Annotated in this window: 10 protein-coding genes and 1 other RNA gene; 3 read left to right on the top strand and 8 right to left on the bottom strand. The window is 39.9% G+C overall.

Annotation, left to right across the window (positions count from 1 at the left end; genetic code table 11):
• Window positions 1–375: 375 nt before the first annotated feature.
• From FJR08_RS12425 to FJR08_RS12395, 7 genes are all read right to left on the bottom strand, one after another.
• Complete coding sequence (locus FJR08_RS12425) at window positions 376–645, bottom strand: YlxR family protein (RefSeq protein ID WP_015083448.1); 270 nt, start codon at window positions 643–645, stop codon at window positions 376–378.
• A 219-nt stretch (window positions 646–864) separates the two neighbouring features.
• The gene (gene nusA / locus FJR08_RS12420; protein WP_015083447.1) at window positions 865–2,142 is read right to left on the bottom strand and encodes a transcription termination factor NusA; all 1,278 of its coding nucleotides are present in this window, start codon (window positions 2,140–2,142) and stop codon (window positions 865–867) included.
• Window positions 2,143–2,653: 511 nt separating this feature from the next.
• The gene (gene rimP, locus FJR08_RS12415; protein WP_015083446.1) at window positions 2,654–3,115 is read right to left on the bottom strand and encodes a ribosome maturation factor RimP; all 462 of its coding nucleotides are present in this window, start codon (window positions 3,113–3,115) and stop codon (window positions 2,654–2,656) included.
• A 304-nt stretch (window positions 3,116–3,419) separates the two neighbouring features.
• Window positions 3,420–4,658: an RNA-guided endonuclease TnpB family protein gene (locus FJR08_RS12410; protein ID WP_168633366.1), complete on the bottom strand. Its 1,239-nt coding sequence runs from the start codon at window positions 4,656–4,658 to the stop codon at window positions 3,420–3,422.
• A 274-nt stretch (window positions 4,659–4,932) separates the two neighbouring features.
• Window positions 4,933–5,117: non-coding RNA, 6S RNA (ssrS, locus tag FJR08_RS12405), on the bottom strand.
• A gap of 62 nt (window positions 5,118–5,179) precedes the next feature.
• On the bottom strand, window positions 5,180–6,316 hold the full coding sequence (locus FJR08_RS12400) for a 5-(carboxyamino)imidazole ribonucleotide synthase (RefSeq protein WP_168633365.1): 1,137 nt from the start codon (window positions 6,314–6,316) through the stop codon (window positions 5,180–5,182).
• On the bottom strand, window positions 6,307–6,795 hold the full coding sequence (locus FJR08_RS12395) for a pentapeptide repeat-containing protein (protein ID WP_015083443.1): 489 nt from the start codon (window positions 6,793–6,795) through the stop codon (window positions 6,307–6,309). The genes FJR08_RS12400 and FJR08_RS12395 overlap by 10 nt, the downstream gene beginning before the upstream one ends.
• Window positions 6,796–7,267: 472 nt before the next feature.
• On the opposite strand from FJR08_RS12395, the gene FJR08_RS12390 reads away from it, so the two are divergent.
• The 3 genes from FJR08_RS12390 (at window position 7,268) to FJR08_RS12380 (ending at window position 10,221) form a co-directional block, all read left to right on the top strand.
• The gene (locus FJR08_RS12390; RefSeq protein ID WP_015083442.1) at window positions 7,268–7,591 is read left to right on the top strand and encodes a hypothetical protein; all 324 of its coding nucleotides are present in this window, start codon (window positions 7,268–7,270) and stop codon (window positions 7,589–7,591) included.
• Window positions 7,592–7,754: 163 nt separating this feature from the next.
• The gene (locus FJR08_RS12385; RefSeq protein WP_168633364.1) at window positions 7,755–8,588 is read left to right on the top strand and encodes a FecR domain-containing protein; all 834 of its coding nucleotides are present in this window, start codon (window positions 7,755–7,757) and stop codon (window positions 8,586–8,588) included.
• A 28-nt stretch (window positions 8,589–8,616) separates the two neighbouring features.
• A complete protein-coding gene (locus FJR08_RS12380) occupies window positions 8,617–10,221 on the top strand; it encodes a diguanylate cyclase domain-containing protein (protein ID WP_254435746.1) in 1,605 nt (534 codons plus the stop codon).
• Between the two features lie 254 nt (window positions 10,222–10,475).
• Here the strand turns inward: FJR08_RS12380 and mutS are convergent, their stop codons facing one another.
• A complete protein-coding gene (mutS, locus tag FJR08_RS12375) occupies window positions 10,476–13,076 on the bottom strand; it encodes a DNA mismatch repair protein MutS (protein ID WP_168633362.1) in 2,601 nt (866 codons plus the stop codon).
• Window positions 13,077–13,446 lie beyond the last annotated feature (370 nt).

Below are 13,446 nucleotides of genomic sequence, written 5' to 3'. Positions count from 1 at the left end.
TTGATCACTGTTTTTTCGGTTGCCTTTGGTGATATTGCCGGTGACTCCAGTTAGGAAAGAGAGATGTTTCGGGTTAATACTGACATCTCCACCAGGAATGATGGTTGATGCAGAACTGCGATTTGACGCTACCAGGTCGCCATTTTTGGTTTTTTTGTTTTGCTGATTTGTGAGTCTTCCACAATACAATCAAAAAAAAACTTGTTGGGAGTAATGCCTTGCGTCTTGTCCAAAAAAGGAGATCGAGAAAGCTGGTTACATCCATTTACTATTTTGGCATTAACTTGAACGATACTAAAGGTTATGATCAGATACCGAATAGTTCGGCTTTTGTCATAATATCTTGAGAGACTATCGCAATTTTAGTTGTTACCATTAAATGCGATCTTGGCGATCGCCGTGATTTAGACGTTGCCACAATGTTTGATACACTGTATCTGGCACTGCTCCATGCAGCGATCTCCCTAGTCTATTTTTCTTCTGAGCTGCTTGTAGGCAACTCTCTTGCGGACAGATATAGGCAGAACGCCCCATGCCCTGATCTAATTGTACCTTTCCAGATGGAAAGACGCGGACAATCCGCCAAAACTCTTGTTTCAAGTTGACTTGACGACAACTAATACAACGCCGATAGTTCGGTTTCATCAGTCTTCTGCCAGATTTAAGTTAGATATCTTGGGGATACTAAACAATGTATTTTTTAATGCCTGTTGTTAGTTGTCAGTTGTCAGTTGTCAGTTGTCAGTTGTTAGTTGTTAGTTGTTAGTTGTTAGTTGTCAGTTGTCATTGGGAAGAAATATTCCCCCTGCTCCCTGCTCCCTGCTTCCCTTCCTTTTTCAAATTATTGCAGATAAATTTGGGGAATTAATCTTCCTCGCTATTGTCAAATCTATCCTCATCCAATTCTAATTCTTCTGCCATTGCATCTTCTCGGTCAGACCTGTCATCCCTATCATTTTGGGATTGATATTGCGCTCTCACCGCTGCAAATTTAGTATTTTCGGCTTCCTCATCATATTTAGCCTGATCTTTAATATCAATTTTCCAACCAGTGAGACGGGCAGCTAACCGCACATTTTGCCCTTCTTTACCAATAGCTAAACTCAGTTGATCTTCAGCCACTAAAACGTGAGTTTGGCGACTTTCGGGGTCCATGAGTCTGACTTCATCTACCTTTGCTGGACTCAACGCATTGGCAATATAGGTAGCTGGATCTGGAGACCAGCGAATCACATCAATTTTTTCACCGCGTAATTCATTAACTACCACCTGAATTCGTGATCCCCGCGCCCCAATACAAGCACCAACGGGGTCTACATCGCGGTCTAGGGTATCAACAGCAATTTTTGTGCGGGGTCCTACATAACGAGAGGGAGGGTTAGCTTCTCGCGCTACAGCCACAATTCGCACTACCTCATCTTCAATTTCTGGGACTTCGTTGGCGAATAAATAAACTACCAAACCTGCATCAGCACGAGATACCATCAATTGTGGCCCTCGTTGCTGCCCTTGGGAAACTTTTTTTAGATATACCTTAAAGGTAGCATTAGCCCGATAATTATCGTTGGGTAGCTGTTCTCGCTTGGGTAATTCGGCTTCTACTTCTGATTGTCCAAATCCGCTACTAACTGCCAAAACTACAGATTGACGTTCAAATCGCAATACTCTAGCTTGTAAAACCGTGCCTTCCAAGTCTTGAAACTCTTCTTGCACCATTTGGCGTTGTTGATCTCGCAGTTTTTGCGCCAATACTTGTTTCGTTTGCATGGCTGCCATGCGCCCAAATTCTCCTTGATCTGGGGTGACATCCAATACTACAGAATCTCCCAGTTGGGCTTCTGGGGCTACTTGCTGGACTTCATCTAAGGAAATTTGATGATCAGTGTTAGCAACTGCTTCAACAATGGTTTTGGTGGAAAGAACCCGAAATCCTTCACCCTCAATATCCAGTTCTACTTCAAAATTATTAAAATACTCTTCATCAAATTGTCTGCGTTCTAAATTTTGGGCGCGACGATAACGTTCGTAACCCTTAATTAAGGCTTCTCTAATAGCTGCTTGTACAGCTAAACGCGGTAAGTTTCGTTCTTGGCTAATACTTTCGATTAGCTCTTTTAATCCCGATAAAGTCACCATTGACATACGCAGTCTCCTAAAATTTTATAAGAAAGTAGGCTTAAAACCGTTCTATAAAACTTACCCAAAATTACCAAAGTCTAGACACATCTGGACAGCGATAACCTTAGTGTTTACTTCCTGCTTCATCACGGTCTTAGAATGGCTTCTAAGAGGTTTTTCCGCTCCACAGGCAATCTCGGTAGAACTTACCGTTTCTGACCCTAGACTTAAAATCTAAAACCTTTTTGGGTTTTTATGTTTGGGTGTTTTTTAAGCGAGAGAGGGGATAAATCTCTCAGTGACTTATGGTGTTACAATGTCTTTAACAGGTAAGGGTAATTAACCTGTACAAACACCCGATGTTGCCTAACGGCTCAACACTATACATTGACAATCTCTTTAGAGCGGAGAGTGTCAAGTCAGCAGTCAGCAAAATTAGATAACTGTTAAGAAATAATTGTTTTCTTTTCCCCAATTACTTCTTCTCAATTACCACTTACCAGTCCCTAATCCAACGTCTAAAATCTAAAATTGATTAGCTACGCTCATCTATTTGGACTTTGGTAATGAGGTTACGGGGAATTTTTACTACACGACCCTTTTGATTAAGGTAAACTGTAGTTTCATCCCGGCTAATCAATAGACCTATCCACTCTTGCTGTTGTTCGGAGGGTGGGGAAGTAGAAATAACTACAGGAAATCCTTTGAAGGAAATAAACTCCCTGTCTGTTACCAGTTGCCGCGAAATACCAGGACTAGATACTTCCAATATGTAACCGTCTGGAATGATATCGGCCGCATCTAATGAGGCTTCAACGGCACGGCTCATCCTTTCACAATCATCCAGGCCAATGTCCTGTAGAGGATTAAAGATATCTACTCGCAAGACTGGGGGGTTTTGGTTCGTATGAAAAACTATACTAACAACTTCCAATCCTAGTTCTGCGGCTACTGGTGTCGCCAAATCAATAATTTGTGGTATTAAAGGATGAGTCATGGGAGAATTCAATAAAAAAAGTGGGCTTCAACCCACTTCCTGCGATAGGGATATCTTCCAAGAAGTATTGTGACGAACTGTATGAGTTCGCCCCTAAAATGAGTGTAGCTTATTTCTTCAGTTAGTCATGACAGACTTGAAGAAATGGTCATTGGTCAGTTGTCATTTGTCATTGGTCATTGGTCAGTTGTCAGTTGTCAGTTGTCATTGGTCAGTTGTCATTGGTCAGTTGTCATTGGGAAAATCTTTTTCTTTCCGTATTTTGCTTTTTACCTCTAAATTTAAGGTATATATCGTGAACTACCTACACTGACCTGACGGTACAGTGTAGGCTTCCCAATTCCATGGGGACTGCCTCGGACTTCATGGATTTTTTACGTCCCGAAGACTTTGGTCTTACATCCCCTCCAAGGGCAGAAGCGCTAGTTCCTAACGCCCAAAGTCGCAAACCTTCATTTCTAATATTTATTGCGGCATTGATATCTCTATCATGCTGTTTTTGGCAGTGAGGGCAATCTACAAACCTAACTCCTAACGAATCATATCCTTTTTGCAATACCGGAATTGGTAGTAGAGTTTCACTACAAAGTTGAGAAGACGGGAAGAAACGACCTATTTCTTGATAAGTATGACCAAATCTTTCAGCTTTGTATTTGAGCATGGTTTGAAACATTCCCCAACAAGAGTCACTAATAGCTTTTGCCAAGTTGGGATTTTTAACCATATTCTTAACTGCCAAATCTTCTACACAAATAACTTGGTTTTCGGATGCTATTTTGCGAGATAGCTTGTGTAGAAAGTCTTCACGGACTCTAGCTATTTTGCTAGAAACTTTTGCGACTAAACGTTTGGCTTTACGACGTTTATTAGATGTTTTATCGGTCTTCTTAGCTAGTTTTTTCTGCTTGCGCTTTTTATTCTTTTCAAGAAGAGCTAATTGCTTCTTAGGAAGGTCATATTTTGAGCCTTCGGAAGTTATAGCAAAGTTTTTCAATCCCAAATCAACACCAATAGCTTTTCTAATTGCAACTACCGGATTGTCATTTTGGTTAAAAAGAATAGATGCATAATACTTACCGTCTGCATTTCTTGATATTGTTACAGCCGTGAATTTTGCATCGGGCAATTCTTTATGGAACACGGTTTTCATCATCCCTAAATTGCCAGGAAACTTAATCACAGAATCCTCTGGCATCAGTTTCACATTTTGGGGATATTGAATTGATTGTTTACCATGTTTAGATTTAAAGTTAGGAAATTTAGCACGGCCTTCAAAAAAGTTGACAAACGCACTAGAAAGATTGAATGTGACTCGTTGCAACACTTGACTGTATGCAAGTCCTAACCATTCATATTCCTTTTTTAATCCTGGAAGCAACTTATCCATAGCCGCTTTAGAAAGCCCAATGCTTATTTCTTTATACGCGACAGTAGTGGCATTAAGCATATAATTCCACAACCATCGAGTATTACCAAAACATTGAGCTAAATATGATTCTTGCTCATCAGTGGGATAAATCCTAACTTTAATTGCTCTATACATGGTATCGACCTTACCGCGTTCGTATATTCATGGTAACACAAATAATCAAAACATACCGAATAAAAAACGAATATTTTGCTCGTTTCGTCGTTGTAGTCTTTCCGGTTTTCGCTGCGCACCCTGCGGGAAGCAAGCTACAAATATGGTCAGACTACACCCGGATTTCTCACGCGCAATTCATCTCAACACTGACCTGAGTACAGGTACAGTGTGAGCCTTCTTGCTGTTTAAGGTAAAGCTCCCCAGTTTTATCAACCGGGGAGCTAAAATTTTTTAGTTCACCACAACGCCGTTTTACCTAAGTTTATGACCTGGTTAAACCAGGTGGGAACTGAGGGTTCTCATTTAAAGTTTCTGGGTACGAGCCCAGTATACTGCCACGAGAATTGTTTAGCTCCCTTGTTGTTAAAGACATAGATCAAAAAACTTGACGGCAGTCACCAATCGTCGTAGTGCAACTAACTCATTATAGCTTTGAAAAATAGTTTGTGTGTGTATTTTGGGAAAATTTTGGCAAATTTCTACTGGGGATACCAGATAGATTCAATTTTGTGTATAATGTCTTCTACTCCATTAGTTTGATCTTGATCTAATAAAACGGTGATATGTCCTAGCTTACGCCCTGGACGAGCTTCTGTTTTTCCGTACCAATGAACAGTAGCCTGGGGAATATTTGCTAATTGTTGACGTTGTTTTTGGTAGTCACAATGGCTGTTTTCATATCCTAGCAAATTAACCATCACGGCACTAGCACAATGTAATCTAGTATTGCCTAATGGTAAACCACACACTGCTCTCAGGTGTTGTTCAAATTGGGAAGTTTCACAAGCATCCAGGGAAAAATGCCCAGAGTTATGGGTACGTGGTGCTATTTCATTAATTAAGATTTTACCTTGGGCGGTGAGAAATAATTCAATGCCACAGACTCCTATATATTGGAGGCTAGTTAATAGTTTATGGGCGATCGCTTCAATTTGCAAACTTTGCTCTTGGGTGATTTGAGCGGGGGCAATTACCCACCGACAAACCTGTTCTTTCTGGAGAGTTTCTACCGCTGGATAGATGACAATTTCCCCATTTACAGAACGGGCGGCAATTATAGCCAGTTCTTTGGTAAAAGGCACAAATTCTTCGACTAAAAACTGGCTATGAGTTTGATTAACTATTTTTGATAAAGTTGCAAAATCGGGAATGATAAAAGTTCCTTGACCATCATATCCATGTCTTCTGGCTTTGAGAACCACAGGAAAACCCAAATTTTCAATTTGAGATTCTAGCTTTTTTTCCCCTGATAATGCCAAAAACTGGGGAACTGGTAAACCTAAATCCCGTAAATAGCACCGTTGCTCATATTTATCTAACAGGGGTGCTAAAGCTGCTAATTGAGGATGAAAACAAACACCCTGTTTTTCTAGCAGTGATAAAGCCGCAAGGTTAACAAATTCATTTTCAAAGGTAACGATATCACACTTTGTCGCTAAAATTTCTGTGGCAGCGGCATCATCAACTGCGGCAAAAATGCTATGTTGGGCAATAGATACGGCTGGATCATTGGGACTAGGAGTTTGGACTATTAATTCTACTCCCAGCTTATCTGCTGCATCTTTCATCATCCAAGCCAGTTGTCCACCACCAATTATACCAAGTTTCATTGACATCCTAAGGACTCACGAGTTTCTACACCAGTTTGAGAATTTACACCACTGGCTTTTTGACATAGCTCTTTAATTTGCGCTTTATCTAAAATTGCGTCTGTAAAATCTGCACCTGTGATATTAACATCTGTAAAGACGGTGCGGAGTAAAAGAGCTTCGATTAAAACGGCATTACTTAAATCAGCACCTGCTAATTTTACCTCATTCACCATCGCATTGGTTAAATCTGCTCCATGTAAATTTGCTTTTGTCATGACTGAAGCACTGAAAACTGTTCCTCGTAAGTCCGCACCTGTAAAGTTAGCCATTTCTAAGTTAGCGTTAGAAAATTCCGCAGCTTGTAAACTTTGTCCCGAAAAATCTTGTCTCGACAATTCGGCATTGCTATATGATAAAGGATGAGTCCAATCTGCTGATGCTGGCTGTGCAACGCACCAAACCATAATTCCTAAAATCCATCCTAAGCTTTTTTGCCAAAACATAGTTGATGAGTCCAAATTGATACTGGATAAGTTAAGTTTTGCATAAACGTTAATATTTTGTAATAACGCTTTTGGTAATTACTCCCTTTTTTAAATTTTAACTGTTGCTGATTCTGGAAAAAAATGGCATTATTGCTCCAGCAGGATTTTACTATTTACAATAATTCATTAAGTTTGATTACAAGTAAAGTTTGTTATCTTTTAAAGTCTAGTAGTCAGGACAACTGATAATCTGTTAGTTATGGTGATGGCTGTGGAAACAGGATTGTTAATATGTATAAAATAATTTGATAAACCTTTAAAACAATGAACTAAAAGTTATAGCGATATGTACTTGAATAAGGGAAAAAAGTCCCTAAAAAAGCCAGATAACACAAGATTTTTCCTGCTGACTGCTGCTATATCTGACTAAGATCTTTAAGTTATTAAAATTGACAAACTGCACACATTAACAAAGGAAATTGGTATTTATATGATAAATCATTACTCTATTCAATGGATTGAAGCATGGTGCTTAGAAAATGGCTGGACAGATTTATTTGTTGAGAGACGTGGTAACTATTGGGCGTTTCCTCCTGGTGGAGTCATGCCAGAACCAATCCCAATGAATGTGTTGAGAGTAATTAAAGAGAAAAATGGTTTAACTAATCAGGAAATGTATTGGGCTTGTGCTGCCATCTCTACCACTATCCTAGCAGTGATTTACACTTTTTGGTTTAAATGTCCGATTCCCTTAGTTTTATCTTTTGCATTTAATGCTGTAACTGTGGCACAATTTGAACCAGAGGATGTCTAGATTTTTAAAAGCTGTCGCGCACTTAAATTGTATAATTTGGAGGCAGAAACCCGCCTATAGCCTAGATCAGGTTCAAAAACTAGATGCGTGACAGCTTACTTGCCACAAGAGAAGCGATCGCCTAAAATTAGATACAGGGGTAATCTAATTTCCAAAAAATTCAGTGATTAAAAAACATTGGCTATTATTAAGTTTACTTTTCATCTTCCTATTAACCTTTCAGCAAGCATTAGCCCAAAATAATTTACATTTAAGAGTTAACCGCTACTTAGAAGTACGTAGCATTTTTGGTAATGTTATTTATGGAAATCAACAAACTTCCCAACCTGCCAATGTCGGCACAAAGTTGCAAAAGGTTGGTGATAGCATTAGTACAGGAAAGAATTCTCGGACGATGTTAGCATTAGATACAGAAATTGCTTTTGTGGAAGTGGCAGAAAATACAAAACTGCAAATTCAAAAACTGCACAGCACTAGTAATAATGGAAAAGTCACAGAGTTGCTGCTAACTGGTGGACAGGTGCGTTTAAAAGTACGTCCTTTGAACAATCGAGAATCTAGACTAGAAATTAAAACTCCAGCAGGGATTACAGGAGTCAGAGGTACAGAATTTGGTGTTAGTGTCCAACCTAGTGGGAAAACAGGGGTAGCAACTTTAAAAGGCCAGGTGGTAACATCTGCTCAAGGTAAAACTGTATCTGTAAATAAAGGTTTTCAAAGCTTTGTAATTCCAGGAAAACCACCTTCACCTCCAGTGCGTTTACGAGATGATACTAGTTTGCAAATAAAAATCCTGGCAGATATGGGCAATCAACAGGCAAAAATTGCAGGTAAAGTAGATCCTGTGAATTTAGTTATTTTAGCGAATGAATCATTAATAACCAATCAGAATGGAGAGTTTGAGGTGATAACAGCCCTTCCTAATAATCGAAAAATTGCAGTTAGTATCACAACACCTTTAGGAAAAAAGCAAAAGTATGAATTAGCTGTTCCTTAATAAAAGTAAGAACTGAAAATGTATGATCATGTTCACAGAAATCCAGCGGTTATTTGGGAAATTGTTTCCTGGTTTTATAGCCATGTTGATAGTTATTTGTTTCCTGTTACTGGGAATTTTTCAACCTTTAGAATGGATAACATATAACACCCTATTCCGACTAAGGGGAAATATTGACTGGAATCAGCAGATAGTAGTAGTGACAATAGATAACAAAAGTTTGGCAGAGTTTAAACAATTTCCCTGGCCACGGACAAGATATATAGAGCTATTAAATGTACTCGATACAGCCCAGCCAAATGTAGTTGTCTTCGATATTATTTTTTCTGAGTCTAGCCCCGATGATACGGCTCTGGCAAAGGCTATGAAACAACATGGTAAAGTGGTATTGGCAGAGGCTTGGGATACTCAAGGAGAACCTTGGTTTCCTGTCCCTGAACTAGAACAGGCCGCAATAACTACAGGACATATATTCAGTCAGAAAGATGGAGATGGTATAATCCGTAATGTACAGCCACTAAAAAATGGTATTTCTTCCTTAGGAATTGCGGCTATCCAGGCTTATGGAACTTTTATGGAAATACCTCCTTTGCCTAATTTAAAGCAGCCATTATGGATTAACTGGCCTAGTCAGGTTCAGCAAATGCCTCACTATTCCTTTATTGATGTAGTGCAGGGGAAAGTATCAGCCGATTTATTTAAAAATAAAATTGTTTTAGTAGGAGTTACTGCTCCAGGTATTGATGTTTTAGTCACGCCCTTTAATTATGATCCACCCACGGGCGGAGTTTACTTACAAGCAACTTTTATTAATAATGTATTTCAAAATAATTTTCTCGATCTTTTTCCTTCTGGGGCATGGATAATATTATTACTATTGGCAGGTCCAGTCTGGGGTTTAGTAATTGTTCGTTGGCATTCTAGGAAAAAATTAGGATTCTGTATAGGGCTATGTGTACTCTGGGAAATTTTCAGTTTGCTCATGCTAAAAATCAATTATTGGCTACCTGTGGCTGCACCAATAACTTTATTAGGAATGACAACTGGAATTGTAATTTGGCAAGATGATCTGAACCTTAAAGCCGAAAATCAAACTCTCTACCGTCTGGCTAATTACGACAGCCTCACGCAAATTCCTAATCGTCGCCGATTTGATGAATATTTGCAGCAAGAGTGGGGACGCATGGCCAGGGACAAATCTGCACTCTCCCTGATTTTGTGTGATGTAGATTTTTTTAAACGATATAACGATACTTACGGACATCAAGCGGGAGATAGTTGTTTACAAAAAGTGGCTTTTGCCATGAGTCAAGCTATTAAAAGACCTAGTGATTTAGTAGCGCGATATGGAGGAGAAGAATTTGTAGTAATTTTACCAAATACAAATGCAGAAGGTGCAATAATTGTCGCTGAAAAAATCCGTGATCAAGTGAAAATATTGGCAATTTTGCATTCAGCTTCTGAGGTAAGTCAATATGTTACGGTCAGTTTAGGAATTGCTACTTTAATTCCTACTGCTGATATTCCGGCTGCATTCTTCATTAAAACAGCAGACGAAGCACTTTATCGTGCCAAAAAAGAAGGACGCGATCGCTTTCGGATCATTACTTCTAAAGATTTAGGTATAAATTAATAGTAATTTTGATATTACTGGTGAATCATCAAGTAATCAGATGGCTCATCTGGATAATACAGAAAGAAGTATTTGAGTCTTAAGTAATAACAAATTTTGATTTTATTAATATAAATACGACATAAGATTAACCAATTTTTAACCATTTCCTAGTTGTTTATTAATGTTGCTGGGATAAGTTGATAATTCTTTATTTGGACAAGTCTAATGGTTTATGCTGCCTTTAATGCGGACATAATCACAGCAGCCAATTTTTATAAATTCTCACGCAATCCCATGGCTATTTTACTGTGTTTTTCGATTTGTCCCATCACCTGTTTTGCCCGTTGAATTACCACTGTGGGTAAACCTGCTAACCTTCCTGCTTCTATTCCATAGGATTTATCAGCACCACCGGGTTGAACTTGATGTAAAAAGATAATTTGGTCTGGTAATTCTTTAACTGTAACTTGATAATTTGCCACATTTGAAATAATAGTAGCCAATTCATTTAACTCATGATAATGAGTAGCAAAAATCGTGCGAGATTTAATCTCAACTGCTAAATATTCTGCTACAGCCCAAGCAATTGAAAGACCATCAAAAGTTGCTGTCCCGCGACCAATTTCATCTAACAAAACCAAAGATCTCAAAGTTGCATGATTGAGAATATTGGCAGTTTCATTCATTTCCACCATAAACGTAGATTGACCTGTGGCTAAATCATCTACAGCCCCAACACGGGTAAAAATGCGATCGCACACTCCCAATTTAGCAGACCGCGCCGGCACAAAACTACCCACCTGCGCCATTAACTGAATTAAACCAACTTGACGCAAATAACAACTCTTACCACTCGCATTTGGACCGGTTAAAATCACTAAATCAGGGGAAGATAAATTCTTCTTTTCCTCTTCCTTCGCTTCCTTCGCTCCTTCGTGGTTCATTTCCTTCCCCCCTAAGCAAGTCGAATTAGGGACAAAAAATCCAGCAGGTAAAGACTGTTCCACCACCGGGTGACGACCATCAATCACGTTAATCTCGCGTCCTGTAAGCATCTCAGGACGACAGTAACCTTGATGGACAGCTAATTCCGCCAAACCACATAATACATCTGACGCAGCTACGGCACGGGCAATATTACGGATGATTTCGGCATGAGAACCCACTTCATCCCGTAATGCTTCAAAAATCTGATATTCCAACTGATTTAAATCATCTCGCGCTGTGAGAATTCGGGCTTCTCGTTCTTTCAAATCAGGAGTAATGTAACGTTCCTCATTTGTCAGAGTTTGCTTACGAATGTAATTATCGGGAACTTGGTCAGATTTATTGCGGGAAATACTGATATAATAACCAAAAGTTTTATTAAATCCTACCTTCAAAGTGGGGATTCCCGTTCTTGCTCTTTCGTCAACTTCTAAGTTGGCAATCCATTGTTGATCACTCTCTACTGTAGCCTTTCTTTCATCTAAAAGGGGATTGATTCCCGCCCGAATTAAACCGCCTTCTTTTAGATGAGTCGGTGGTGATTCTACGATGTGAGCGTGTAATTTTTCGGCTAGTTCTTCCAGGCTGGGCGGGACTTTTTGCAAAGCTTTTAAGAAAGGTGATCTCGCATCTTCTACTAAGCGAGATAATTCTGGTAAACGGGAGAAAGAATCAGCTAAGGCGACTAAATCCCGTGCATTTGCTCTACCAGAAGCGGCTCTGACTGTTAAACGTTCTAAATCATAAATTTGCTTGAGTAAATGGCGTAGATCTTGGCGTAAAGGTGTATTTTCTACTAATTCTTGAATGGTATCTTGGCGGGATTTAATCCCTTTGATCTCCAGTAGCGGTTGTAACAACCATCTTCTTAAAGCCCGGCTGCCCATGGCGGTGCTAGTTCGATCTAAAGCCCATAATAGAGAACCGTGAAATGTGCCGTCGCGGACGGTTTGGGTAATTTCTAGGTTACGGCGGGTTTGATGATCTACTATTAAATAATCATTTAATGTATATGTGCGTAATAATTGCAGGGAGACGGGATTGGCTTTTTGTGTGTCTTCGATGTATTCTAAAAGACCACCAGCGGCGCGAACTGCCAGAGGGAGGTGTTCGCAACCCAAACCTTCGAGCGATCGCACTTTGAATTTCTGCAATAATTTACTTCTAGCTTCTGCTTGGGAAAAGGGGACTTGCGATCGCAAACTATAACAAAATGTAGGTGGTAGACATTGGGGCAAAGAGGGTGAAGTTTCCCCTGGACGCAGTAAACTACCTAAATCGGGGGCGTTAGTGGGAAACAGGACTTCGGAAGGTTGTAAACGCATTAACTCTTGAGTTAAGTGTTCTAAATCACTACCTTGAGATGTGAGAAATTCCCCTGTTGATATATCTGCGTAGGCTAACCCCCAATGATTGACAGCAATTACCACAGCCGCTATGTAATTATTCCGACTGGCTTTGAGCATTCCCTCTTCTAGCAAAGTCCCTGGTGTAAGAATGCGTGTTACTTCTCGCTTTACCAAACCAATGGCATCCGCCGAATCTTCTACTTGGTCGCAAATTACCACAGCATAACCTTTTTCTACCAGTTGGGTTGTGTAGCGTTCCCAAGCGTGATGAGGTACACCTGTCATGGCAACACGACCGACTTCCCCACCGTGTTTACTGGTTAAGACTAATTCTAATTCTCTGGAGACGGTTACAGCGTCTTGGAAAAAAGTTTCAAAAAAATCGCCTACTCTGTACAGCAGCAACGCATGAGGATACTTATCCTTGACTTCTACATAATGCTGATACATCTTACTCAGCTTGCTGCGGTCTTCTACCAGATTTGTATCAGTAAGTGATTTGTTGGGTTGATTGGGTTCTGGTGTGGAAGTCGTCATAAGACCTTGCGGTAAGTGGGAAACGAGCGAGTTTTTAGACCTGAGAGGGAAGCGACACGGGCGGTTTTAACCGCTTTGAATATTTTTTCATTACCGCCTTGGAGTTGAGAAATTCGGGGTACTTTTGTGATGTACTTTCAACGGGACAATTACCGATTCAAATTTTCCAACTCTGTACGCATAATGTTTTGCTCCAAAGAGCCTCCCATTTCTGGGGTAATGTTAGCTAGATGCCTCCGGCACGCTGCGCGAACGACCAGTTATAAGAGCTTGTTAGACTTGCAACACTGTTTCAGTGACCTTAAAACTGTTTAATTGCAAATGACAGAGCAGGGAACTAGTGAAGCAGCGCGGTCTTGGGGGTTTCCCC

The organism is Dolichospermum sp. UHCC 0260 (assembly GCF_009711985.1).
Classification (GTDB): Bacteria; Cyanobacteriota; Cyanobacteriia; order Cyanobacteriales; family Nostocaceae; genus Dolichospermum; species Dolichospermum lemmermannii.
Note: the sequence above shows the minus strand (reverse complement) of the source record. Positions and strands in the feature narration are given on the sequence as shown.